Annotated in this window: 22 protein-coding genes; 3 read left to right on the top strand and 19 right to left on the bottom strand. The window is 47.9% G+C overall.

What is annotated here, in order from left to right; genetic code table 11:
- Positions 1–8 precede the first annotated feature (8 nt).
- The 4 genes from uvrA to H0G69_RS01595 all read right to left on the bottom strand — a co-directional run bounded on the left by uvrA (position 9) and on the right by H0G69_RS01595 (position 6,022).
- On the bottom strand, positions 9–2,861 hold the full coding sequence (gene uvrA / locus H0G69_RS01610; RefSeq protein ID WP_180305029.1) for an excinuclease ABC subunit UvrA: 2,853 nt from the start codon (positions 2,859–2,861) through the stop codon (positions 9–11).
- 18 nt (positions 2,862–2,879) lie between these two features.
- Entirely contained in the window at positions 2,880–4,919 is a 2,040-nt protein-coding gene (uvrB, locus tag H0G69_RS01605; RefSeq protein ID WP_180305028.1) for an excinuclease ABC subunit UvrB, read from the bottom strand.
- Positions 4,920–5,072: 153 nt separating this feature from the next.
- The gene (locus H0G69_RS01600) at positions 5,073–5,768 is read right to left on the bottom strand and encodes an HAD family hydrolase (RefSeq protein WP_006500406.1); all 696 of its coding nucleotides are present in this window, start codon (positions 5,766–5,768) and stop codon (positions 5,073–5,075) included.
- Between the two features lie 50 nt (positions 5,769–5,818).
- Positions 5,819–6,022: a hypothetical protein gene (locus tag H0G69_RS01595; protein WP_006500407.1), complete on the bottom strand. Its 204-nt coding sequence runs from the start codon at positions 6,020–6,022 to the stop codon at positions 5,819–5,821.
- Positions 6,023–6,153: 131 nt separating this feature from the next.
- Here H0G69_RS01595 and H0G69_RS01590 point away from each other — a divergent pair, with 131 nt between their 5' ends.
- Complete coding sequence (locus tag H0G69_RS01590) at positions 6,154–6,945, top strand: hypothetical protein (protein WP_039945961.1); 792 nt, start codon at positions 6,154–6,156, stop codon at positions 6,943–6,945.
- Positions 6,946–6,959: 14 nt separating this feature from the next.
- Positions 6,960–7,733 carry a hypothetical protein gene (locus tag H0G69_RS01585; protein ID WP_180305027.1) on the top strand — a complete coding sequence of 258 codons (774 nt, stop codon included), beginning with the start codon at positions 6,960–6,962 and terminating at the stop codon, positions 7,731–7,733.
- 35 nt (positions 7,734–7,768) lie between these two features.
- Here H0G69_RS01585 and H0G69_RS01580 read toward each other — a convergent pair whose 3' ends face one another.
- The 3 genes from H0G69_RS01580 to H0G69_RS01570 form a co-directional block, all read right to left on the bottom strand.
- Positions 7,769–8,407, bottom strand: coding sequence for an HD domain-containing protein (locus tag H0G69_RS01580; protein ID WP_033934330.1), 639 nt, complete (start codon positions 8,405–8,407; stop codon positions 7,769–7,771).
- A gap of 68 nt (positions 8,408–8,475) precedes the next feature.
- On the bottom strand, positions 8,476–10,200 hold the full coding sequence (locus tag H0G69_RS01575) for a phospho-sugar mutase (RefSeq protein WP_180305026.1): 1,725 nt from the start codon (positions 10,198–10,200) through the stop codon (positions 8,476–8,478).
- A 57-nt stretch (positions 10,201–10,257) separates the two neighbouring features.
- On the bottom strand, positions 10,258–11,085 hold the full coding sequence (locus H0G69_RS01570) for an HAD family hydrolase (RefSeq protein WP_180305025.1): 828 nt from the start codon (positions 11,083–11,085) through the stop codon (positions 10,258–10,260).
- Between the two features lie 150 nt (positions 11,086–11,235).
- Between H0G69_RS01570 and H0G69_RS01565 the strand changes: the two genes are divergently transcribed.
- On the top strand, positions 11,236–12,177 hold the full coding sequence (locus tag H0G69_RS01565) for an L-lactate dehydrogenase (RefSeq protein ID WP_180305024.1): 942 nt from the start codon (positions 11,236–11,238) through the stop codon (positions 12,175–12,177).
- 34 nt (positions 12,178–12,211) lie between these two features.
- Here the strand turns inward: H0G69_RS01565 and trxB are convergent, their stop codons facing one another.
- From trxB to H0G69_RS01505, 12 genes are all read right to left on the bottom strand, one after another.
- Entirely contained in the window at positions 12,212–13,147 is a 936-nt protein-coding gene (trxB, locus tag H0G69_RS01560; protein ID WP_006500414.1) for a thioredoxin-disulfide reductase, read from the bottom strand.
- Between the two features lie 128 nt (positions 13,148–13,275).
- Positions 13,276–14,181: a UTP--glucose-1-phosphate uridylyltransferase GalU gene (galU, locus tag H0G69_RS01555; RefSeq protein ID WP_006500415.1), complete on the bottom strand. Its 906-nt coding sequence runs from the start codon at positions 14,179–14,181 to the stop codon at positions 13,276–13,278.
- Positions 14,182–14,254: 73 nt separating this feature from the next.
- The gene (locus H0G69_RS01550; RefSeq protein WP_180305023.1) at positions 14,255–15,271 is read right to left on the bottom strand and encodes an NAD(P)H-dependent glycerol-3-phosphate dehydrogenase; all 1,017 of its coding nucleotides are present in this window, start codon (positions 15,269–15,271) and stop codon (positions 14,255–14,257) included.
- Positions 15,272–16,099: a prolipoprotein diacylglyceryl transferase gene (gene lgt, locus H0G69_RS01545; RefSeq protein WP_180305022.1), complete on the bottom strand. Its 828-nt coding sequence runs from the start codon at positions 16,097–16,099 to the stop codon at positions 15,272–15,274. It abuts the gene before it with no gap.
- Entirely contained in the window at positions 16,092–17,066 is a 975-nt protein-coding gene (hprK, locus tag H0G69_RS01540) for an HPr(Ser) kinase/phosphatase (RefSeq protein ID WP_033934325.1), read from the bottom strand. The genes lgt and hprK overlap by 8 nt, the downstream gene beginning before the upstream one ends.
- Positions 17,067–17,086: 20 nt before the next feature.
- On the bottom strand, positions 17,087–17,443 hold the full coding sequence (locus tag H0G69_RS01535) for a phage holin family protein (RefSeq protein WP_006500419.1): 357 nt from the start codon (positions 17,441–17,443) through the stop codon (positions 17,087–17,089).
- Positions 17,443–17,775 (bottom strand): PspC domain-containing protein, encoded by a 333-nt coding sequence (locus H0G69_RS01530; protein WP_180305021.1) that lies wholly within the window; start codon positions 17,773–17,775, stop codon positions 17,443–17,445. The genes H0G69_RS01535 and H0G69_RS01530 overlap by 1 nt, the downstream gene beginning before the upstream one ends.
- Before the next feature lie 59 nt (positions 17,776–17,834).
- A protein-coding gene (prfB, locus tag H0G69_RS01525) for a peptide chain release factor 2 (RefSeq protein ID WP_143112583.1) occupies positions 17,835–18,951 on the bottom strand; the annotation gives its coding sequence in 2 pieces (ribosomal slippage) (positions 17,835–18,890 and positions 18,892–18,951; 1,116 coding nt in all).
- Positions 18,952–19,028: 77 nt separating this feature from the next.
- Entirely contained in the window at positions 19,029–21,395 is a 2,367-nt protein-coding gene (secA, locus tag H0G69_RS01520) for a preprotein translocase subunit SecA (protein ID WP_109588321.1), read from the bottom strand.
- 211 nt (positions 21,396–21,606) lie between these two features.
- Positions 21,607–22,149, bottom strand: coding sequence for a ribosome hibernation-promoting factor, HPF/YfiA family (hpf, locus tag H0G69_RS01515; protein ID WP_006500424.1), 543 nt, complete (start codon positions 22,147–22,149; stop codon positions 21,607–21,609).
- A gap of 359 nt (positions 22,150–22,508) precedes the next feature.
- Positions 22,509–23,189 carry a ComF family protein gene (locus H0G69_RS10900; RefSeq protein ID WP_240164359.1) on the bottom strand — a complete coding sequence of 227 codons (681 nt, stop codon included), beginning with the start codon at positions 23,187–23,189 and terminating at the stop codon, positions 22,509–22,511.
- On the bottom strand, positions 23,155–24,504 hold the full coding sequence (locus H0G69_RS01505; protein WP_180305020.1) for an ATP-dependent helicase ComFA: 1,350 nt from the start codon (positions 24,502–24,504) through the stop codon (positions 23,155–23,157). Before H0G69_RS01505 ends, H0G69_RS10900 begins: the two co-directional genes overlap by 35 nt.
- Positions 24,505–24,526 lie beyond the last annotated feature (22 nt).

Raw genomic sequence — 24,526 nt, 5'->3', positions numbered from 1 at the left:
AAGTTCATTTATTTTTCCTGCTGAGCCTTTCTTTGTCGATCCCGCTCGAGCATTGGCTTCAAGTACTGTCCTGTGTAGCTTTCAGGTACTGCAGCAATCGTTTCTGGCGTTCCGGCTGCTACGACAAAACCGCCAGCCTCGCCACCCTCTGGACCCAGATCAATCAGCCAATCCGCTGATTTCACTACGTCTAGATCATGCTCAATCACCAAAACCGTATTCCCGGCATCAACCAAGCGCTGCAAGACGCCCAACAGCCGCTTGATATCTGCCATATGCAGACCAGTTGTCGGCTCATCAAGGATATAGAAACTCTTGCCATTCGATTGGCGATGCAGCTCACTGGCCAGTTTCATCCGCTGGGCTTCCCCACCAGAAAGCGTTGTTGCCGGCTGCCCCAGCTGTACGTAGCCCAGACCAACGTCCTCAATCGTCTGCAGCTTGCGCCGAATCTTAGGAATTGCACTGAAAAATTCCAAAGCTTCTGAAACCGTCATTTTCAAAACTTCAGCAATGTTTTTGCCCTTATACTCAACTTCCAGCGTTTCAGAATTATAGCGCGTACCGTGACAGACCTCGCATGGTACATAAACATCCGGCAAGAAGTTCATTTCAATCTTTAAAATCCCGTCGCCTCGGCAGGCCTCACAGCGACCGCCCTTAACGTTAAAGCTAAAGCGTCCCTTGGTGTAGCCGCGCAGTTTAGCCTCATTGGTCTGAGCAAACAGGTCACGAATATCATCAAAAACACCGGTATAGGTTGCCGGATTGCTGCGTGGCGTTCTACCAATTGGCGATTGATCAATATCGATTACCTTTTCAACGTTTTCCAGACCGCTGATTGACTGATAGCTTCCCGGCTTTGCCGATGCACCATTGAGTTTTTGTGCCAGGATTCGTTTTAAGATCAGGTTGACCAGTGTCGACTTGCCGGAGCCAGAAACCCCGGTAACGCATATAAATTCGCCCAATGGAAACTTAACGTCGATGTTTTTGAGATTATTGGCGCGCGCACCCTTAAGCTCAATAAAATTGCCATTACCCGTTCGCCGCTTTTCTGGTACCGGAATCTGCTGTTTGCCAGAAAGATACTGTCCAGTCAGTGATTTACGTGAGCGCATAATCTGCTTAGGCGTTCCCGCTGCCATGACCTGACCGCCGTTTTCACCCGCGCCAGGACCAATATCAATAATATAGTCGGCAGCCCGCATCGTGTCCTCATCATGCTCAACGACAATCAGCGTATTGCCAAGATCTCGCATTTTTTTGAGCGAGGCAATCAATCGATCGTTATCGCGCTGATGAAGCCCGATTGACGGCTCGTCCAAGACATACATTACCCCAGAAAGATTCGAACCGATCTGGGTAGCCAGCCGAATCCGCTGCGCCTCGCCACCGGAAAGCGTCCGTGCGGCTCGACTCAGGGTCAGATATTCAACGCCAACATTGGCCATAAAAGTCAGCCGATCCAGAATTTCTTTTAAGATCGGCTGAGCAATCTTGGCCTTGGCTGGTGAAAGCTCAACCGATTCAAAAAACGGAATTGCCTTGCTGATTGGCAGCTCTGAGACCTCACCAATGTTTTGGCCCATGATCTTAACCGCCAGTGCCTTTTGATTTAAGCGATAGCCATGGCAGGCCGGACAAGGAAGCTCAGTCATGTATTTGCGCATCTGTTCGCGCGTAAAGTCAGAATTGGTTTCCTGATAGCGACGCTTAACGTTATTAATCACGCCTTCAAATGGAACGTCAACATCCCGCACGCCGCCAAAGTCGTTTTCATAATGGAAATGGAAAGTGGTTTCGCCATTGCCATAAAGCACTTGTTTTTGCTGTTTGGCAGACAGTTTCTCAAATGGAACATCCATGTCAATCCCTGCTGAGTCACAAAACTGTTCCAGCATTTTGGGATAATACTGTGAAGAAATGGGATTCCAAGGCAGCATCGCCCCTTCACGCAGCGTTTTTTTCCGATCCGGCACGACCAGCTCCTCATCGACCTCCAATTTGCTGCCCAGCCCCTCGCATTCCGGACAGGCCCCCAGTGGCGCGTTAAATGAAAACAACCGCGGTTCCAGCTCGCCAACCGTAAAGCCACAGATTGGACAGGCATACTGTTCAGAAAACATCAACGGTTCGCCGCCAATCACATCGGCCGTGGCATAGCCGTCACTCAAGCGCAGGGCGGCTTCAAATGAATCAAATAGGCGTGAACGGATGCCTTGTTTGATAATGATCCGGTCAATCACGACGTTAACGGTGTGCTTCTTATTTTTGTCCAGTGCTGGAACCTCTTCTAGATCATAGGTTTGACCATCAACCTGCACCCGTACGAACCCAGCTTTTTTGATTTTTTCAAAAACGCTTTTTTGAGTTCCTTTCTTATCACGGACAATCGGCGCCAACACTTGCAGTCGCGTCCGCTCTGGCAGTTCCATGACCCGATCAACCATCTGATCAACGGACTGGCTGGCAATCACGCTGCCATCATTAGGACAGATTGGCGTTCCTACACGAGCCCATAACAGCCGTAAAAAGTCATTGATTTCGGTCACCGTCCCAACCGTTGAGCGCGGATTATGAGAAGTCGTTTTTTGATCGATCGAGATCGCCGGTGACAGTCCATCAATTGAATCAACATCCGGCTTATCCATCTGTCCTAAGAACTGCCGCGCATAGGCCGACAAGCTCTCCACATAGCGCCGCTGCCCCTCTGCATACAGGGTATCAAAGGCCAGCGAGCTTTTTCCAGATCCGGAAAGCCCGGTAATTACGACCAGCTTATTTTTAGGAATCGTCACGTCAATGTTTTTTAGGTTGTGGGCACGTGCGCCATGCACCACAATTTTATCGTTGGCCATTGCCAAATCCCCCTAGCTTCATTGTTTAGCTTGTTTGGTTTTTTTATTCTTGACTGCCGCATTAAGCTCCATAATTGTGTCGCGCAGCGTGGCGGCCTGTTCAAAGTCAAGTCGTTTAGCGGCTGAACGCATCTGCTCAGTCAGCTCAGCCAGCAGATTCTGCTGCTCGTCTTTTGCCAAAGCCTTGAAATCTTTAACCGTAAACTCAGTATCATGCTCGATCTCACCAGCATCCTCAGCCGGCTTAACTGCAGTAATTGCTTCTTGAATCGGCTTGATTATAGTCTTAGGTACGATATGGTGGGCTTGATTATAGGCTTCTTGAATCTCACGCCGCCGTTTCGTCTCATCAATAGCGGCCTGCATCGAGGCAGTAATCGTATCGGCATACATGATGACCTGACCGTTGGCATTACGGGCAGCCCGCCCAATGGTTTGAATCAAGGAGCGTTCATTACGCAAGAAGCCTTCCTTATCCGCATCCAAAATTGCGACCAGCGAAACTTCCGGAATGTCCAGACCTTCCCGCAGCAGGTTGATTCCGACCAACACATCGAATTTGCCCAACCGAAGTTCACGAATGATCTGCGTTCTTTCCAAGGTCTTGATGTCACTATGCAGATACTTGACTTTTAAGCCGAGATCTTTTAGATAATCCGTTAAGTCTTCTGACATTTTCTTGGTCAGAGTAGTAATCAAGACCCGCTCATTTTTTTCGATCCGCTGATTGATTTCGCCAACCAAATCATCAATCTGTCCCATAACCGGGCGAACCTCAACTTTAGGATCCAAAAGTCCAGTTGGCCGAATGATCTGCTGAACAACGTGATCAGTCTGTTCCTGCTCATATGGTCCAGGCGTGGCTGACATGTAGATAACCTGATTGACCCGTTCCTCAAACTCGCTCAGCTTAAGCGGCCGGTTGTCCAATGCACTCGGCAGTCGGAACCCATAGTCGATCAGCTGCTGCTTGCGGGCCCGATCGCCATTATACATCCCCCGCACCTGTGGCATGGTCTGGTGTGATTCGTCAACGACCAGCAGAAAATCCTTAGGGAAGAAATCCAAAAGCGTAAACGGCGGCTCGCCTGGCTTGCGGCCGTCCATGTAACGCGAGTAGTTTTCAATGCCGTTGGTGTAGCCCATTTCACGCATCATTTCAATGTCATAGGTCGTTCGCTGCTGAATTCGCTCGGCTTCCAGCGGTTTTCCTTCCTGGGTAAACTTTGCGACCTGTTCTTTCATTTCAGCCTCGATTTGCGGCAAAGCGGTATCCATAATGTCATCACTGGTTAAAAAGTGTGTAGCTGGGAAGATTGAGACCTGTTCACGATCGCCGATAATCTCGCCAGTCAAGGCATCAACCTCACGAATCCGGTCAATCTCATCGCCAAAAAACTCGACGCGCAGTGCCCGCTCATCGCGTGAAGCCGGGAAAATCTCAACGACATCGCCATGCACGCGAAAACGGCCCCGCTGAAAATCAATATCATTGCGATCAAACTGAATCTCGACCAGATCTCTTAACAGCTGATTACGCTCAATTTCTTGGCCGACATGCAGCGACAGAACGTGATCGCGATATTCGCGCGGATCACCCAAGCCAAAGATACTAGAAACCGAGGCAACGACAATTACGTCATTGCGTTCCAAAAGCGCACTGGTTGCCGCGTGTCGCAGCTTGTCGATCTCATCGTTGATTGAGGCATCCTTTTCAATATAAGTATCACTGGATGGTACATAGGCTTCGGGCTGATAGTAGTCGTAATATGAAACGAAATACTCAACTGCATTATTAGGGAAAAATTTTTTCATTTCACCATACAACTGACCAGCCAGCGTTTTGTTATGCGACAAAATCAGCGTCGGCTTATTGGCTTTGGCAATAACGTTTGAAATCGTAAACGTCTTGCCTGTTCCCGTGGCTCCCAGCAAAATCTGAGCGTGCTCGCCTTTTTTTAGCCCTTGCGTCAGTTGCGCGATGGCTTCGGGCTGATCGCCGGTTGGCTGGTAGTCAGAAATCAATTCAAATGGTCGATCTGGCTGACGATAAATCAAAATTTTTCCCCCTTGCAGACGGTTGATGGCTGTTACCTTAATAAAATCGGTACAAGTCTATCACACGAACGTTTATTCGTCTAATGATTTGCACTATCATTTTCAGATCATTTCAAAATAAAAAGCTGCCTTTGTTCTGGCAGCTTATCTTGCTTAGTTTGACTGGCGTCCAGCACGTTCTTCCATATCTGGCGCCACGCGTGCGATATAGTCTGGTAATTTCTCCAGAGTTGGCAAAGCCTTGTTATGCTTGTACATCCGCGAGTTGGCCATCGCCTGACGATTGATCCAGACATTATGCCAAGAACGATCCGCAGCTGGCTTAATGTCTTGCCAATAGTCGCTGCCAATGTGAGCATGCGCTTGATGGTCAAAATCAAGTTTTTCAGCAACTCGCTCAAACAAGGCAGCTTGCGGCTGGTAGGACTGTGCCTGTTCAGCCGTTAAAATACCATCCAGCCATTCATCAAGCGCCTGCAGCTGAGCCTGCGCAATATCATTGTCAGTGTTGGCAACTGCATATAGCTTATTGTGGCGCTTGAGCAGCGGCAGCGCTTTTAACGCATCATCAAATGGCGATAGTTCTTTTTGGGCAGCCAGCAGTTCTTCATAGTGACGAGCAAACCAACCCCGATCATTAAACTGAACATCCATCAGCATCAAAGTCTGTTTTAAAATCGTCTTGGCATCTTGATAGGCCTGGCCATACTGCAGACGGGCCTGATAAAAACGATAGGCAAAAGCCACCTGTTCTGCATCCAGTTTTGGTTCTTCAGCAAGTGCTTTTAATTTTTCAAAAAATGGCGTTTCATCCAATAGCGTGCCATTGACGGCAAAAGTCAAAATCATTGGCAAAGGGCTCCTTTTTAAATTATTCTTTCATCCAGTATAGCGCACTTTCAATCATCGTGACGCTGTTCAACGGCTAATTTACCCATTAGATAAAACTGCAGTCCGGTAGCTGCTAAATAGATCAGCAGCATAACCGCCATCCAGCCCATATGCTTGCCGGCCAGACAAAAACCGCCGACAAACATGGCAAAATTAGCCAGCCCTGATAATAAGATCTGGCCATCAATCCGACGACGCGTTGGCTTATCCATTCCAATTCCTCCTTGAGGTAGCGTTTTCTTAAATTATAGGTGATTGACGCGCAAATTGCATTTATTTGTCAAACCGCGAAAAACGTGAAAGAATTAGTTATCTTATCAGTCTATCGGAAAGGATGTTTGGCATGTTTGTTACGCCAGCTATGTGTAAAGGACTAGAACGTGAATATCTTACCTATCGCTTCAATCAGCATACCAATTATCTGACGGGATTTTTTCGCTCACCGCTTTTAGAACCGGGGCGGACCGAATTTATTTTTCGCCCCACTAAAGCAACGATTACTGCCTATGATCGTGCGCGGCTGGAATTGAATGAGCGTTCCCGATTGGCACAGCAAAAAGCCGGCATTCCCGAAAATCTTCAGCAGCTGGCATTTTCCCAAAGCTTTAGCCAGGATTTCAATGAAAACGACTATCGCTACTCAACGGTTCAGGCCACGCGCTGGATGGAGGAGCTGACTGGTCAGCCGATTCATATCTGGCGAGTCAGTGCCCAGCTGCTGGATCATGTAGGCACGACTTCATTGGATCATGCCCTGCTGTGCTTTTTTGGCACCGATCCAATGCATCATGACTACCAGATGTTTACTGCTGGTTTTGCACCACTGTACCACTTAGCACATTCAATGGAGACGGCTTTCAACTTTTCTGCCAACGATCTTTTTTCAACCAACTACCATCAGTTTGATCAATGGGTCTTTACTCTGTTCCATGCCTTGGCGCTGGAAATGACCGAACAGCCCGATCAAGGCGAGGCAGCTGCCAGTGATACCTTGTTTTTACAGCCAGATCGCCATTTTGAACGGTGGACGCTTCAAGACGACTTTCCGACCCGTGCCGACTATTGGAATCTGCACGGCCGAGTTATCATGGCAATGTCGCTGGATGCTGATCTAGCCGGCGAAGATCCAGATTAGAAAGGATGGCGCGTATGATTCCAGATGAATTGTTTGAACAGCTGTTGCAGGAATTCTCCAGCGATCCAGTTCATGACTACATTTTAAAAACTTTTTCATCTTCACAGCTCAAACCAGGCGAGACCGAATTTTTTTACTCACCCCTGGGACTTGATACCTTCACTGCTTTTGACGAACAGCGCAGTCGCATTGCGGCTCAAAGGATTCATCATTCGATCCCTTCATTTACCGAAGAATTCATGACTGATCCTAAAAGATTCGCTGGCTCAACCAGATTTGCCAATCAATTGCTGACCAGCTATGCCAATTCGACGCGTGATCGGTCTGATCAAACCGCAGTTCAGACAAAAGCAGTCGTGGCCGCGCTGCTTGACGTTATTGGCACTCAGCAGCCCTGGCAGACGCTGCAGCTTTATTATGGTCAATCACATGACGAGCAGGACTATTTTCTGCTGCAGACGGGAATCGTTCCATTGATTGCCCTGGCTCGCGATCTGGCGCATAATCATGAAATTCTGAACCAAGACGCTGATCTGGCTCATATCAATGACGTCCAGAACTTCGCCGCTGCCCTAAACGATATCGCATTTGCCCTGGCTCATCGCTGGTTTAGCGAGATCGTTTCATCATCGCCAGTTATAACAAGTTTGCAGGCAGCCTGGCCTTATCTGCTGATCCCAGCTCAAAAAAGTCTTTTTAATGCGTTGTTATCCGTAGATTCATTCAGCTCTTTAACGACCAGTCAGCGACACGTCCAATTGCTGGTACCATTCAGATTAATCCACTAAAAAAGATTCTGCCTGCTCAGCAGAATCTTTTTTGATCAGCGCTGAATTATCTGCGTAGTAATCACAGCCAATTGGGTTTGGCTTTGTGTCCCGGCATTGTCTTTTAAAAGCTCTGGCAGAATCTTTTTTAAGAAGTACTTTACGCTGGCCATCTCATGGAACTCCATGATCGACTCCAGACTAGAGCGATAGATATCCATGTAGACCGGCTCAGGATTGCCCTTTTGAATCTCGCCAAACGATTCATACATCAGATCAATCTTGTCGGCTACCGACAGAATCCGCCCTTCCAAGCTGTCATCCTTGCCTTCACTGAACCGACGACGATAAGCCTGGCGAAACTCTGGCGGAATCTCGGTTTCGATAAAGTTGTCCGTCAAAGAGTCGTCAACCTTGGCCAGCATTTCGCGCAGCTCAGGCGTGGCATACTTCACTGGCGTCTTGATGTCGCCGATAAAACGTTCCGTATAATCATGGTTCAAGGCCTTTTCATAAAGCGAGCGCCAATCAACCTCATTGCCGGATTGTTCTTCAATATCGCCCAGCATCTGTGCTGCCTGCGTAACCTTAAATGAATGCGCTGCTACGTTATGCTGCTCAAACTTAAAGTATCCCGGCGCACGATTGATCATCTCAAGATCGCTTAAACTTTTTAAATACTCGTGCATTCCCATCTGATCACCTGCTTTCATATTAATAGAAAAAACGGCTTGTGGTTTCCCGCAAGTCGTTTTCAGCTTAGCTAGGCTTCAGCAAATTCTTGCAGTGCCTTTTCAAAGTCAGCCAGTTTCTGCTTGGCGCCCGCCAGCGTATCAGCACTCGTACCAATGTAGTACTTGAGTTTTGGTTCCGTACCAGAAGGACGAATGGCAATCCAGGTACCATCAGCCAAAACGTAGCGCAATACGTTCGATTCAGGAATTCCCAGCTCTTCAACCGTACCGTCAGCCAGCGTCTTGGTATTGTTGGAAAAGTCTTCCGTTACTACAACCTGTTGACCAGCAAAATGCGTTGGCGCTTCTTCACGGAACTTCTTCATCAGATTCTTGATCTTGGCTGGACCTTCAACACCGGCATAGGTATTGGCAATCGTCTTTTCTTGGAAGTAGCCGTACTTTTGGAACAATTCCTGCAGACCGTCGTACAGCGTCATGTTGCGGCTCCGGTAGTAGGCAGCCACTTCTGCCAGCAGCGTCAGAGTTTGGATGGCATCCTTGTCGCGAACGAATGGCTTGATCAGGTAGCCGAAACTTTCTTCAAAACCGAACATAAACGTGTGGTTGTGCTTGGTTTCATATTGGTGAATCTGATCGGCAATCCACTTAAAGCCAGTTAGAACGTTAATCATCTCAACGCCATAGTCAGCAGCAATCTTAGTGGCAAATTCAGTCGAAACGATTGACTTAACCGCAGCGGCATTGGCTGGCAGCGTACCCGCTTGTTTGTGTGCTTCCAAGATATAGTGCAGCATGATCGAAGCAATCTGATTACCAGTCAAGAGCAGGTATTCGCCATCTGGCTGCCGAATTGCGCATCCCAACCGGTCGGCATCCGGATCAGTGGCAATCAAAATGTCGGCATTGACCTGCTTGCCCAGTTTTTCTGAACGAACGAATGCTTCAGGGAATTCTGGGTTAGGATGTTCCAAACCAGGAAAGTCTCCGTTTGGCTGACCTTCAAACGGCTCAACCTCATAGTTGGTAAAGCCGGCTTGACGCAGGGCCCGTTCGCCAAGCATCCGTCCCGTACCGCACAATGGCGTAAAGACAAACTTCATTTCCTTGCCATACTTTTTAGCCAGCTCATGGTTGATCGTGACCGTTTTGGCATTTTCCAGATAGGCAGCGTCAACATCTTCGCCCATGATGGTTTCCAGACCACTGTTGAGCATTGCTTGTTCATCTGCCAACTTGATGTCGAAAATATCATCAATCTTGCGGATGTAGCTGGTCATTAAATCAGATTCCTTAGGTGGCATCTGACCGCCATCTTCGCCATAGATCTTGTAACCATTGTATTCCTTAGGGTTGTGGCTGGCCGTAATCATAATGCCGGCATAAGTATGCTGGTAGCGAACGGCAAATGACAGCTCAGGGGTCGGCCGCAGATTGTCATAGATGTAGACCTTGATATTGTGGGCTCCCAAGACACGAGCAGCATCATGGGCAAACAAGCGTGAATTATGACGGGAATCGTAGCTGATGGCGACCCCGCGCTGCTTGATTTCATCGCCCAGCGTATCCATGAATTGAGCCAGGCCTTCCGTAGCTTGACGAACCGTGTAGACGTTCATCCGATTGATACCAGGGCCCATCAATCCCCGCATGCCGGCTGTACCGAACGAAAGCGGACCATAAAAGGCATCCTCGATTTCTTTTTCGTCCTTCATTGCTGCCAATTGACGCTTCAAGCTTGGTTCCAGGTCTTTGCGATCAAGCCAAGTCTGGTAGGTATCTTTCCAACTCACAATGACATCTCCTTAAATTATAATCACCTGTATCACAGTAACTTAAGTATACCGCACTTAGAACTTGTTTGGTGCAATTCGTTCAATAATTTGGGCTATACCATCCTCTTCATTGCTTAAAGCAATTATTTCAGCGCTTTCTTTGACACTTTGACTGGCATTTGCCATGGCAACTGGATGGGCAACGCTTTTGAGCATGGGCAGGTCGTTTTCATCATCACCAAATGCGACCAACTGATCATAGTCCGCCAATTCATGCTCAATCAGATAGCGAGCAGCGCACCCTTTATTGACAGCTGCGGCGTTGATCGTTAAATAACCATCGCCCGCCTCATGAATTGCAATTTCATTTGAATAGTTCGCAATAAGCCGTTTTTTGACCTCTTTGAGCCGTTTTGAATCTTCAATAATCAACAAAATCTGCAGCACGTTTTTTAGCGGCCGCTGATTGGCATCAAAAACTGGCTGAATGCCCGTATAAAAAATCTCAGTTTCAATCTGTTGGTCAAGCTTTGAAACATGCCAGCTTTCGGCATCCATCCAGGTAAAATTCAGCTCAGGAAATTCGGTTTTAACCAAGTTCTGCAGCTTTTGTGCCGTCTGATCCGGAATTGCATGCTGCTCTAAAACCCTAAATTCATGAACAGCCGGCTGAAAAATAACCGCGCCATTCAAAGCCGTCTGTGGTCCAGTCAGCTGCAGCTGGTTGATCAGGTCAAGCATTTGAATCGGCATCCGCGCTGAAGCCATCATTAGCGGCAGCTGGCTTTTAACAACCGTAAGAATCGTTCTTGAGCTCAGCCTTCCCTGTTCATCAAGCAGGGTATGATCTAAGTCGCTGATTAGATAGTATCCCAAGGCAAACCATCCTTTCGTATCAATCATTTCATCTGTTTTTCTAATCTTAGCATGGTCAAATCAAGAAATCTTTGCTATTTTCAGCAAAATTTTCATAGACATTTATAAAAAACAGCGTTAATATTAGAAAAACATTAAAAAATAAGTTTTGATTCTAATTTAAAGGGAGATGTCCGTATGAGTCGAAAAGTTGCTGTTATCGGAATGGGAAACGTTGGTGCCGCAGTTGCTCATTATATTGTTGCCTGTGGCTTTGTTGACGACCTGGTACTGATTGACAAAAACGAAGCTAAAGTCAAAGCCGACGCATTGGACTTCTACGACGCAATGCCAAACCTGAAGAACCACACCAACATCTTCGTTAACGACTATTCGCAATTGAAAGATGCCGATGTTGTGGTTTCAGCACTTGGTAATATCAAGCTGCAGGACAACAAAGACGATGACCGCTTTGCCGAACTGCCATTTACGCGCGTTCAAGTCCGTGAAGTCGCTCAAAAGATTAAAGAATCTGGCTTCCATGGCAAGATGGTCGTAATTACCAATCCAGTTGACGTGATTACTTCAATTTATCAAGAAGTTACCGGCCTGCCAAAGAATCATGTCATCGGTACGGGAACGCTGCTTGACTCGGCACGAATGAAGCGGGCCGTTGCTCAGCGTCTGCATCTGGATCCTCGTTCCGTGACCGGCTACAACCTGGGTGAACACGGGAACTCTCAATTTACTGCCTGGTCAACGGTTCGCGTATTGGATCAGCCAATCAGTGAACTGGCTAAGGATCGCGGCTTGGACCTGGATAGTCTGGATCATGAGGCCCGAGTTGGCGGCTTTACCGTTTTCCGTGGCAAGAAGTACACCAACTACGGGGTTGCAACGGCTGCCGTTCGTCTGGTCAACACGATTCTTTCCGATGCCCACACTGAACTGCCAGTATCCAACTATCGTGAGGAATACGGCACTTATCTTTCCTACCCTGCCGTAGTTGGCCGCGATGGTATTTTAGAACAGGTTCAACTGGATCTGACTGACGAAGAGCTGGAAAAACTGCAGACTTCAGCCAACTACATCAAGCAAAAGTACGCTGAAAGTCAAGAAGCTGCCAAGGAAGGCAAGTAACATAAAAAGGATGGGTTAAACCCCATCCTTTTTTTTAATGATTCATCAAGTATTGATAGATCTGCTGACCGGCAATCGCGCCATCGCCAACTGCAGTCGCAATTTGCCGCAGCGGCGTTTCACGAACGTCACCAATGGCAAAAACACCTGGCAGACTGGTTGCCATCAGATCATTGGTCTTAACATAGCCCTGCTCGTTTAAGATACCCAAATCCTTAAATGGAGCAGTCATCGGCACGCTGCCAACATAGATAAAGACCCCATCGGCTTGTATTTCCGCATCCTTGCCAGTCTTGGAGTCATGCGTCTTAACGCCCACAACCTTATTATCATCGCCAAGTACTTCGGTAACCTGAGTATTGAAGATAAATTCCATCTTGTCGTTTTGCTTAGCCTGTTCTTGAATCAGCGGCTGAGCTCGCAGCTGGTCACGCCGAACTACTACCGTTACCTTTTTTGCCAGCTGAGTCAGATACATCCCCTCTTCAACTGCTGAGTCGCCCCCGCCAACGACGACTACGTGCTTGTTCTTAAAAAAGGCGCCGTCGCATACCGCGCAGTAGGATACGCCGCGGCCGCCATATTCTTCTTCACCAGGAACTCCCATATGCCGCTGCTGAGTTCCCGTTGCAATTACCAATACTTTAGCAGTAAAGACGTCGCCCATGTCGGTCGTCAGCTGCTTCAAATCGCCTGCAAGCTCAACTTTTTCAACCGTACCATAAGCATATTGGGCACCAAACTGCGTCGCCCCTTGATACATATCCTGTGCCAGTTCAGGTCCCTGAACCGTCTTAAAGCCGGGGTAGTTTTCAATTGCTGCCGTGTTATTCAGATTACCGCCATAAATCCCGCGATCCAGCATCAAAACGGATAAGTTGGCTCTTGAGGCATACAGAGCCGCGGTCATCCCAGCAGGACCGGCGCCAACCACGATTACGTCATAATTGGTTTGTTTTTCTTCTGCCATGTTGTTCCTCCGTATAAATAATGATTAATGATATCTTACTTGGTTTAAGATTATTTGTCTATTGTTTTGCTTACTTTTTGTTAGTTAATAAAAAATGGGATGCTTTTTATCAGCATCCCATTTTTTAATTACTTCTTGGCCTTGTCTTCAGCAGACATCTTGGCCCCAAGCTCTTTAATGTATTCACGCAGCTCGTCTTTAACTTCTGGGTGGTTCAGACCATATTCGATGTTGGTCTCGATCCAGCCAAACTTGTTGCCGACATCATAGCGATCACCCTTGTATTCATGGGCGAATACCCGCTGCGTCTTGTTCAGCGTGTTGATGGCATCCGTCAATTGAATCTCGTTACCCTTGCCTGGCTTGGTCTTAGCCAAAACGTCAAAAATTTCTGGCGTAAAGACGTAACGGCCAATGATTGCCAGATCACTTGGCGCGTCTTTTGGATCTGGCTTTTCCACAAAGCTCGTGACGTTGAAAAGCCCCGGCTTGACTTCCTTGCTAGGGTTGATCACACCATACTTAGAGGTATCTTCATGAGGCACGCGCATTACGGCCAGAGTTGAAGCACCAGTTTCGTGATAGCTGTCGATCAGCTCTTTAGTCAATGGCGTACCGTTGTTGTTGATGTTGTTCAAATCATCGCCAAGCATTACGACGAATGGTTCGTCACCGATAAAGTCGCGTGCTGTCAAAACAGCATCCCCCAAGCCACGTGGGTGAGATTGACGAATAAAGTAAATGTTAATATCAGTGGTTTCTTGAACCAGCTTCAGCATCTCATCCTTGTGCTTGTCGCGCAGATTGTCTTCCAGCTCTGGGTTGGAGTCAAAATGATCTTCAATCGAGCGCTTGTTCTTGCCATCAACGACAACAATATCTTGAATGCCTGACTTGCGGGCTTCTTCAACAATAAATTGAATCGTTGGCTTATCAACGATTGGCAGCATTTCCTTGGCTAAGGCCTTGGTAGCTGGTAAAAACCGCGTTCCCAGACCAGCTGCAGGAATAATTGCTTTACGAACTTGTTTCATTATCAAAAAATCCTTTCAGCTTCATAGCAGAATAGTTACACGCTTACATTTTACCATACTTATGGCAAATTATTTATTCCATTTCTGAAGTAGCCTTCCGACTCATCAGATTGGTAATGGCCGTTTCAATGTCTTCGCCTTCATAAAGCACCCGGTAAAGTGCCTCAGTAATCGGCATCTTGACATTGCGTTTTTGAGCCAGCTCATAGGCAGCCTTGGCCGTGTAGATTCCCTCAATCACCATTCCCATGTTGCTGATGACATCTTCCAGCTGGCGGCCCTGCCCCAGTTGATAGCCAGCGCGCCAGTTGCGTGAGTTCTTGCTGGTTGCCGTAACCACTAAGTCGCCGACCCCAGAAAGGCCGATAAACGTGAACGGATTAGCGCCAAATGCCACGCCCAGCCGCCGAATCTCAGCCAGGCCACGCGTAATTAAGGCAGCCCGTGCGTTGTCCTTGTAGCCCAGCCCTTGCAGCGCACCGGCACCGATTGCGATAATATTCTTTAAAGCTCCGCCAAATTCGGCACCAATTACGTCATCGTTGGTGTAGACCCGGAAAAAGTTGTTGGAGAACAGTTTTTGGACACGCTCGGCAGCCGCCAGATTGGCACAGGCAGCCGTAACTGCTGTCATATCCTGAATGGCAACGTCTTCTGCATGGCTTGGACCTGAAAGGACGACAATGTCTTGCCGATGATCCTCATCAATCTCTTCAGCCAGCATTTGAGAAGGCCGCTTGTAGGTTTCTTGTTCCAGACCTTTAGTGGCATGAATCAAAAGTGGCTTTTGATCCAGCTTAACCAGAATCTTATTAAGATTGCCGGCAACCTCACGCAGTCCCTTGGTTGGAATTACCATCAGGATGTACTCAGCATCCCGAACGGCTTCTTCCATATCGTCGGTTGCCTTTAGATCAGGTGAGTACTTAAAGTCTTTCATGTATTGAGGGTTAATGTGCCAACGGTTCATCGTGACTACCTGTTCTGAGTCGCGTGACCAAAGCATGACCTCTTCATTATTGCCGACTAAAAGATTGGCCAGCACACTGCCCCAAGATCCAGCACCTAAAACAGCAATTTTGTTACTCATTTATTTTTCTCCTTTCAACGATGCGGCATACCATGGTAATTGTTTTGAATGGCGCCGCGCTATCCAAACCGTTAATGCGCCGATAAAAAGGACTGCCGATAAGACCTGCGAGATTCGCAAAGGTCCCAGCATCAAGCTGTCCGTACGCATTCCTTCAATAAAGAATCTGCCAAATGCATACCACATAACGTAGGTCAAAAAGATTTCGCCCTGCTTGAACAGATGCGGACGATGACGCAGACTTACCAATAGCAAAAAGCCTGCCAGATCCCATAGCGATTCATATAAAAACGTTGGCACGCGATAATGCCCGCCAATATACATCTGATTAATGATAAAGGCTGGCAGATGCTGAGCTTTTAATGCCGCCAGAGTCGTAACCTTCCCAAATGCCTCTTGATTGAAAAAGTTTCCCCAGCGTCCCATTGCCTGGGCCATGATAACGGTTGGTGCAATGATATCCAGCATCGTCCAAGCGGATATTTTCTTGGCACGACAAAAGAAATACAGCGTCAAAAAGCCACCTAGGATTGCACCATAGATGGCAATCCCTCCATCCCAGATGGCAATAATCTCGCCTGGAAACTTAGAATAATACGGCCATTGAAATGCAACATAGTAGATGCGGGCACAGATCACAGCAATTGGCAGCGCCCATAAAAGATAGTCGTAAAAATATTCTTCATCGATTCCCTTGCAATTGCCTTCCCGAATTGAAAGCCACAGCGCAAGAACGACACCGGTTGCAATAATGATACCATACCAGTGAACCTTAATTGCCCCCAACTGAAAGGCAATTGGATCTAAGCTTAAGAGCGTATTAATCATGCTCATTTTCCTGCTTTTGTTCCTTTACCTGCGTATCGTGGGCCGAATTTTGCTGAATCAAGCGATTTAAATTGTCATCAAAGGTCTTGGTAGCGTCGTATCCCATCGTTTCAGCCCGGTAGTTCATTGCTGCCGATTCGATAATGATGGCCAGATTCCGCCCTGTCTTAACCGGAATTGAGACTTTAGGAATGATGACGCCTTGAATCGTCTGCGTATCACCGCGATCGCCCAATCGATCAAACTGAGCATCCGGCGTCCAGGTCTCCAGGTGAACGATAAAATTGATGATGTCGCTTTCCATAATGGCTCCGGCACCATACAGATTCATCACGTCAATGATCCCGATCCCGCGAATTTCCATTAAGTGATCAAGAATGGCCGGTGCTGAGCCAACCAGCGTCTGTTCGTCTCTGGCATAGACTTCAACCCGATCATCGGCAACCAGACGATGACCACGCCGAACCAGTTCCAAGGCCGTTTCTGATTTGCCGACCCCAGAATCACCGGTAATCAAGACCCCGATCCCATTGATATCAACCAAGACCCCATGCAGCGACTGACGCTTGGCTAAACAGCCCACCAGATAGGAGGTCATATTGCTTAGAATCCGTGATGACGTCAAATGCGTACCTAAAATCGGAATATGGGCCGCTTCGGCAGCTTTTGACAGTTCAATTGGAATCGGCAGGTCCGTTGAGATTACGAAACATGGCGTCTGCGGCATACACATTTTTGTCATGTATTCAGTCCGATGCGCCTGCGTCATATCTTTGGCAAATGAGGTTTCCGTAATTCCCAGCAGCTGAATGCGCTCAGCTGGATAGTGGGTAAAATAGCCGGCAAACTCCAATGCAGGCCGGCAGATGTCGCTGGTGACGATTGGGCGCTGCAGATAGTCTTCCCCTTGCAGCACTTTAAGTCGGACGTTTTTGACCAACTCTTCAACAGTTACGCTTTCTGGCATTTTTATTCACTTCCCGATAATTAACTTTCTACAAAGTGGTTGGCAATAATCGTATTGCATACTGACATAATCAAGGCAATCAGCATGGCCGACCCCAGCGATGAAAAGTAAAAGACGCTCTTGCCAACAACGCTTGAGGTCAAAATCAGCATAAAGCCATTGATCACAATACTAAAAAGGCCCAGCGTCAAAACGTTGATTGGTAAAGAAATCAGCAGCAAAAATGGCTTTACCAGTGCATTCAAGACTGCTAAAACCAAGCTGGCCAACAATGCCACGCCAACGCTGGAAACGTAAAACATACCGGTCTGAGCAAAGAGTCCGGCCAAGGCAATAAACAAAACGGCATCAATCAAAACGCTCTTGAAAAAGCCCATTAATCTTTCCTTCCCGATTTAACGTCATGTTCTTCAACATCATGCAGTACTCGCCGCGGCTCCTGCTTGTGTTCAGGAGTCTTGGCCCGATTCAGCCAATCAAAGAAATTGAAAGGTCGTGGATCTGCTGGCATGATGACTGCCATCAGCAGATAGATCAAAACTCCGGGAACAATTGAGGTCAGAACCGTCAAAACCGCATAGCCGATTCGCAGCCATTTTGGATTGATCTTAAAATACTGGCCCAAGCCGCCAAAGACGCCGGCAAGATAGCGATCGCTTGCCGAACGAGTCAGCCGCCGCTTTTGTTTGTAACGCTGTTCTCTGGTCAAGATTTTTCCTTCCTTTCTTTATCTATCTTACTTTGTTTTCGCTTTCATCACAATCTGCTTTAATGCGGATTCTTTTTGCTCAATCTCCATTGCAGGTAGGCATTGATAAATGGATCCAGATTGCCATCCATTACCCCCTGCACGTCATGAGTCTCATAGCCGCTGCGGTTGTCTTTGACCATCGTGTAAGGCTGAAAGACATAGGAGCGAATCTGAGAGCCCCAGCCAATATCCAGCTGAACGCCCTCAATCTCAGCACGCTGCTTAGCCTGCTTTTCTTCTTCCAATTCATAAAGCTTGGACTTCAGCATGCTCATGGCCGTCTGCCGGTTTTGCAGCTGCGAGCGCTCAGCCTGCGAGGCCACCACGATCCCAGTGGGCAAGTGAGTAATCCGGACGGCTGACTCGGTCTTGTTGATATGCTGACCACCGGCACCCGATGAACGGAAAGTGTCGACCCGCAGATCGGATGGATCAATATCGATCTGCACGCTGTCGTCCAGTTCCGGCATAACGTCAACACTGGCAAATGAGGTGTGGCGGCGCTTGGCTGCATCAAACGGCGAGATTCTTACCAGTCGATGCACGCCTTTTTCACTGCGCAGCATTCCATAGGCATTGCGCCCTTTGATCAGCAGACTGACGCTTTTAATCCCGGCTTCTTCGCCAGCTTCATAGTTGGCCGTCTCTACGACAAAGCCATGCCGCTCCGCCCAGCGGACATACATTCTAAGCAGCATTGCACCCCAGTCTTGGGCCTCGGTACCACCAGCACCGGGATGAATTTCCAGGATTGCGTTCTTGTCATCATATGGTCCATCCAGCAGCTGCGTCAGCCGATACTCCTGCAGCTCTTTTTGCGTTGCCGCATAATCAAGCTCAAACTCTGACTGTAGCTCATCATCAGTATCTTCGCTCAGCAGCTCAATCGTCGTCTGCAGATTTTCCAGCTGTTCTTTTAAATGGACGTAGGTGTCGCGTTTGGCCTTTAAATCGTTGTTCTCGTTGATAACTTTTTGAGCGGTTTCGTTGTCGTTCCAAAAATTCGGATCCGTCATCCGGTGCTCGTTTTCGGCGATGCGCTCGTTTAAGGCATCCAGGTCAAAGAGACCTCCCGAAGCGTGCAACCTCAGCCTGCATTGCTTCTAAATTTTTCTTGGCTTCACTTAGTTCCAAAGTGATTCATCCTTTCAATAAGCAAAAATACGACAGCGGTACCGTGCCTGGCGCCCTGCTGCCGTACCTGTTTGGTTTTATCGTTCAACGTTGTGTCTGATTTCCGACTTCATGAAAAGACGCGTCGTTTCATATTCAATATCGGCAATCATCTGTTCAAACATGTGGTAGCCAGCCGTCTGGTATTCGACCAGCGGATTAAGCTGACCATAGCCCCGCAGCCCGACCGACTGACGGAACTGATCCATCACGTCAATATGATCGGTCCAATGAGAGTCCACGACCCGCAAAATAACGACCTTTTCAAATTCAAGCATCTGCGCTGGATCATAAAGCTGACGCTGCTTGTCTTTGTAAACGCCATTGGCCAGACTCATCAAGTACTTGACGATCTCTGATTGCGACTTGCCCTGCAGATCCTTGATGCTGATCTGATCCGGCTTTACCAGCGTTTCAACGGCAAAGTCGACGATTTCCTGCAGTTTCCAGTCTTTTTGATCGCCAAGCGTATGCTGATCAACCTCTCGCTGAATCGTCCGCTCAACCATCGGCATCAAGACCCACTTCAAGGATTTTTCCTCAGTAATGACCTGCTGACGCTCCTTATAGATGATCTCACGCTGCTCTCTCATGACGTCATCATATTGCAGAACGTTCTTTCGTGAGTCGTAGTTGTTACCTTCAACCCGCTTTTGAGCTGATTCAACCTGCCGCGTCAAGAAACGACTCTTGATCACGGCATCTTCGTCTTCAACCTTCATCCGTTCCAAGAAGGCCTTGATGCGATCGCCACCAAAGCGACGCATCAAGTCGTCTTCCAGTGACAGATAGAACTGAGAGATTCCCGGATCACCCTGACGTCCCGAGCGTCCCCGCAGCTGGTTGTCGATTCGGCGACTTTCATGACGCTCAGTCCCGATAACCGCCAAACCGCCCAGTTCACGTACGCCTGGCCCCAGCTTGATGTCGGTTCCTCGACCGGCCATGTTGGTAGCGATGGTAACCGCTCCAACCTGACCGGCATTTTTAATAATGTCAGCTTCCTTGGCGTGATTTTTAGCGTTTAAGACCACGTGCGGGATATTTTCTTTGTCCAGCATTGCTGACAGATATTCCGAAGTTTCCACCGCAACCGTCCCGACCAAGACTGGCTGGCCTTTTTCATGCAGCGCCTTGATTCGCTTGACGACCGCCCTAAACTTGCTTTCCAACGTTGGATAGAGCAGATCTGGCTCATCAATCCGCGCAACGGGACGGTTGGTTGGGATCGAGATGGTTTCCATGTTGTAGATCTCACGGAACTCTTCTTGCTCGGTCTTGGCCGTCCCCGTCATCCCGGCAAGCTTTTTGTACATCCGGAACAGGTTTTGGTAAGTGATATTAGCCATCGTCTTGTTTTCTTCTTGAATCGGCACGTGCTCTTTGGCTTCAATGGCCTGGTGCAGACCGTCTGAAAAGCGCCGACCCTGCATGATCCGTCCAGTAAACGAGTCAACGATCAGGACTTCTTTATCCTTAGAGACCACGTAATCCTTGTCGCGCAGCATGATGTAGTTGGCCCGCAAAGCTTGATCCAGGTGGTGCGTCAAAGCCGTGTTCTCTGGGTTGTAGAGGTTATCCAGATTAAAGTACTTATCAGCTTTCTTGATCCCTTCATCAGTCAGCGAAACCGTCTTTGATTCCAAATCAATCTTGTAGTCAACGTCTTTTTTCAGCTTTTTGACGAAACGGTCGGTCTGCTGATAAAGCTTCGACGTCCCCGTACCTGGCCCGGAAATAATCAATGGCGTCCGTGCCTCGTCGATCAAAATTGAATCAACCTCATCGACAATGGCAAAGTTCAAGCCACGCTGCACTTGATCTTCTTTATAGACAGCCATGTTGTCACGCAGGTAGTCGAAACCAATCTCACTGTTGGTTGAGTACATGATGTCGCATTGGTAGGCTTTGCGCTTTTCATCAGGGTCCATCTCAGAGTTGTTGACGCCAACTGAGCAGCCCAGCCAGTTATACAGCTGTCCCATTTCCGTCGCGTCACGCTTGGAAAGATATTCATTAACGGTGATAACGTGTACCCCTTCGCCAGAGATTGCGTTGAGGTAGACCGGCATCGTAGCGGTCAGGGTTTTACCTTCACCAGTCTTCATTTCTGCAATATTGCCTTCGTGAAGAACGATTCCCCCCATAATCTGGACGTGAAAAGGGTACAGTCCCAAAACTCGTTTGGCAGCCTCACGAGCAACCGCAAAGGCTTCGGGCAGCATGTCGTCGAGTGATTCGCCTTTTTGATAGCGTTCCCGGAATTCCGGCGTCTTGGCCTGCAGCTGTTCATCCGTCAGCTTGCTCATTTGATCGGCGTAGCTTTCCACCCGATTGGCAATCTTATCAATCCGGCGCAGTTCTCGTCGATCGCTTTCAATCCACTTTTTCAGTACGTTCGCCATTAAGCGTCATTTCCTCCATTACAATGATTCTAAAAGGTTAAATCATTAAGTGCGATCTAACCCATTATCATTTTATTTTCGTATTTCCCATTTTAACATGGAACAAGCGACATGAACATGAAACTGTTCAACCAAGCCCTATCTAATGAAGATCTCAAAGCAATCAAAAAAGGAATGGCTAAAAATGCCATTCCTTTCCGCTGTTTACGGACTAGTTGATTTCAATCAGACCGTAGCGACCATCCTTACGACGGTATACAACGCTGGTACCATTAGTTTCAGCGTCTTCAAAGACAAAGAAGTCATGTCCCAGCATGTCCATTTGTAAGACAGCTTCTTCTGGGTCCATTGGCTTCAAGGAGATTTGCTTGGTCCGCACGATCTTTAAATCGTCACTGACTGGTTCGTCTTCAACATCAGGTACAAAGTCCATGTTCTTGTAGCCCTTTTCACGGGACTTGCGGTTAACCTTGGTCTTGTACTTACGGATTTGACGTTCCAGTTTGTCGGTAACCAAGTCAATGCTGCCGTACATGTCACTGGAGGTTTCTTCCGCCCGCAACGTTAAGTATGGGAGCGGAATCGTTACTTCAACTTTGAAGGTCTTGTTAGGGTAGACCTTTAGATTAACGTGCGCATTTGCCTCAACGTTATCTTCGAAGAACTTTTCCAGTTTGCTGATCCGCTTGATGACATAGTCGCGAATCGATTCGGTAACTTCGACGTTTTCACCACGAATATTGAATTTTAGCATTGCACTTCTCTGTTATCCAAATACTGACGCTTAACGCGATTCACTCACGTTCACTGCGTTTACCACTGACGGGTGATTCTGCCTGTCAATGGCTCCTAAGACGACTGCTCTTGCCTCAAGCAGCTGTCTACGGCGATAGCCTCTGCCGCAGCTATTTCAAAATGGCTTGGTTGCTTGCGCCATTTATCTGCTATTACGCAATGTTCGCCAGATTTGCCAACAGATATTCATCTCCTTCCAGTCCAAGCAAAAAGCTTGTTCTGATTGATATCAGAAGGACCACTCTTCTCATATCCTATTTCTATTATAGATGAATTTGCTCTAATAGACAAATTCAATTTGTAATCGTTTACAGAATCTTAACTGGCTAGCGTCACGCTGCTAACGGTCTGACAGCCAGCCTGTCGACACAGTACGGCCGCATGATACAGCGTGCGACCAGTGGTATACACGTCATCAACCAGTAAAACCCGCTGATGAGCAATTTTCTGCGGATTCATTAATTCAAAAATCTGTGGTGTTTTTAGACGTTCTTCCCGTGTTTTGGCTGATTGTGTTTGCTTATTATCCGCAATCGTTTTTAAGGCCTCGGTATAAGGCAGCGTCAGCAGTGCCGTCGTCTGATTAAAACCGCGCGTTTTCCAGGTATGCGGCGAGATTGGAATCGGCACTAAGACATCATATGCAAATTCCTGCAGAAAAAGATTGAACGTCTCTTGAAAAACAAAACGCAGGCCATAGTCGCCTTGAAACTTAAATTTTTTCATAAATTCCCGCATCAGACCGTTATAGACATACAGACTGTGATTATTCAGCAGCCAGCCATATTGACGCTGCCATTGCCGGCATTCCCAACAGATCGATTCTTTCGGCGCCAGCATTCGTCCACAACCAGGACAGGGATGCGCGTTTGATCGCAACAAGAGATGACTGCGGCACTGTGGACAGATACGCGGCTCAGGCAGCTTTCCCGGCAGCAGCAGCTGTTTTAAAGTCGGCCGGCTTTCAATCGTCGCTCCGCAAAGCAGGCATTTTAGCAAGCAGCCGCGCCCCCTTTTGATTCATATAGGCAATCTGACGCAATGCTTCACGGACGCGTCGACTCATTGCACCCACGAAAAAGCAGATGGTGCCAGTGGGGCGTTCTTTGGCGCGGCCAGCTCGGCCAGCCATCTGAACCAGTGCCGATGCGGAAAACACTTCATCATCAGCCCCTAGAATCATCACATCGATTCCTGGAAACGTAACGCCCCGCTCCAAAATCGAGGTAGTCACCAAAAAAAGATATTTTTGCTCACGCATCGCCTGAACCTTTTCTTGACGCAGCGGATCACTGGCATGAACGGTCACAAACTCACTCGTTGCCAAGTCGTTTTGCAGAGCCGTTTTAACTATCGGCAGATCCTTGACATGCGGTACAAAGAGCAAAAAACGCTGATGAGCTTTAACCTCATGCAAAAGCATCTGTTTGACTCTGATCGGCAGATGCCCCGCCTGCAGCTGACGGCGCCAGTTTATAACCAGACTGACCTTAGGCATTGGCAGCAGATGTCCATGATAGCGTAAAGGCAGATAGCTGACCGCCAATCGCCCCCTGCTGACCGCATTTAGCAATTCTCGTCCAGGCGTGGCCGTTAAAAAGATCATGCCGCCATTTGGCTTGACGGCATTATGCGCTGCTAAAAACAGCCGTGGATTGGCAGCAAACGGAAATGCATCGACCTCATCAATGATCAGGTTGTCAAATGCATGATAAAAGCGCAGCAGCTGGTGGGTGGTACAAACAGTCAGCTGCCGATAGCAATAGGCTTCTTTGGCGTGGCCGTATAACAGTGCAATCTTACAGTTTTGAAAAGCCTTGTTCAAACGGGGATAAATCTCCAGACAAACGTCAACTCGCGGCGAGGCCCAAGCAATTCGCTCACCTGCCTGCAAACGATCAGCCAGACCTTTAAACATCATTTCCGTCTTACCGGCTCCCGTTACCGCCCATATCAAACGCTTTTCGTGCTGCCGCATGCTCGCCGTTACCGTTTCAGCAACTTCAGACTGCAGCGGCGACAGTTTTCCCTGCCAAATCAGCTGCGGATATGGCGCACTAAATTGATTTGGCTCGGCAACATGGTAAAATTTACTCAATGTATCAACTCGTCCCAGATTCAAACAAACTGGACAATAATACTCATGCTTTGGCAATGCGGCATCTGTCAACCTGCTTTTGGCGCCACATCGCTGACAGACAGCCACGTTTTTTACAATCTTGATCGTTGGTAAGATCTCAATTTTAGCTGATGACTTACTTGGCATGTCAACGATTGGCACCAGGACCCGCCGGCCAAAATAGTCTTCAATCATTTTAAAGCCCCCTTAAGATACC

The sequence above is a fragment of the Limosilactobacillus mucosae genome, from assembly GCF_013423865.1.
GTDB classification, from domain to species: domain Bacteria; phylum Bacillota; class Bacilli; order Lactobacillales; family Lactobacillaceae; genus Limosilactobacillus; species Limosilactobacillus mucosae.
Note: the sequence above shows the minus strand (reverse complement) of the source record. Positions and strands in the feature narration are given on the sequence as shown.

Bases quoted from the DNA above. Each gene is read 5' to 3' on its own strand.
- uvrA (WP_180305029.1), bottom strand. From the start codon at position 2,861: ATGGCCAACGATAAAATTGTGGTGCATGGCGCACGTGCCCACAACCTA.
- H0G69_RS01600 (WP_006500406.1), bottom strand. From the start codon at position 5,768: ATGATTTTGACTTTTGCCGTCAATGGCACGCTATTGGATGAAACGCCA.
- H0G69_RS01595 (WP_006500407.1), bottom strand. From the start codon at position 6,022: ATGGATAAGCCAACGCGTCGTCGGATTGATGGCCAGATCTTATTATCA.
- H0G69_RS01590 (WP_039945961.1), top strand. From the start codon at position 6,154: ATGTTTGTTACGCCAGCTATGTGTAAAGGACTAGAACGTGAATATCTT.
- H0G69_RS01585 (WP_180305027.1), top strand. From the start codon at position 6,960: ATGATTCCAGATGAATTGTTTGAACAGCTGTTGCAGGAATTCTCCAGC.
- H0G69_RS01580 (WP_033934330.1), bottom strand. From the start codon at position 8,407: ATGGGAATGCACGAGTATTTAAAAAGTTTAAGCGATCTTGAGATGATC.
- H0G69_RS01570 (WP_180305025.1), bottom strand. From the start codon at position 11,085: ATGATTGATACGAAAGGATGGTTTGCCTTGGGATACTATCTAATCAGC.
- H0G69_RS01565 (WP_180305024.1), top strand. From the start codon at position 11,236: ATGAGTCGAAAAGTTGCTGTTATCGGAATGGGAAACGTTGGTGCCGCA.
- trxB (WP_006500414.1), bottom strand. From the start codon at position 13,147: ATGGCAGAAGAAAAACAAACCAATTATGACGTAATCGTGGTTGGCGCC.
- galU (WP_006500415.1), bottom strand. From the start codon at position 14,181: ATGAAACAAGTTCGTAAAGCAATTATTCCTGCAGCTGGTCTGGGAACG.
- H0G69_RS01550 (WP_180305023.1), bottom strand. From the start codon at position 15,271: ATGAGTAACAAAATTGCTGTTTTAGGTGCTGGATCTTGGGGCAGTGTG.
- lgt (WP_180305022.1), bottom strand. From the start codon at position 16,099: ATGATTAATACGCTCTTAAGCTTAGATCCAATTGCCTTTCAGTTGGGG.
- hprK (WP_033934325.1), bottom strand. From the start codon at position 17,066: ATGCCAGAAAGCGTAACTGTTGAAGAGTTGGTCAAAAACGTCCGACTT.
- H0G69_RS01535 (WP_006500419.1), bottom strand. From the start codon at position 17,443: ATGGGCTTTTTCAAGAGCGTTTTGATTGATGCCGTTTTGTTTATTGCC.
- secA (WP_109588321.1), bottom strand. From the start codon at position 21,395: ATGGCGAACGTACTGAAAAAGTGGATTGAAAGCGATCGACGAGAACTG.
- hpf (WP_006500424.1), bottom strand. From the start codon at position 22,149: ATGCTAAAATTCAATATTCGTGGTGAAAACGTCGAAGTTACCGAATCG.
- H0G69_RS01505 (WP_180305020.1), bottom strand. From the start codon at position 24,504: ATGATTGAAGACTATTTTGGCCGGCGGGTCCTGGTGCCAATCGTTGAC.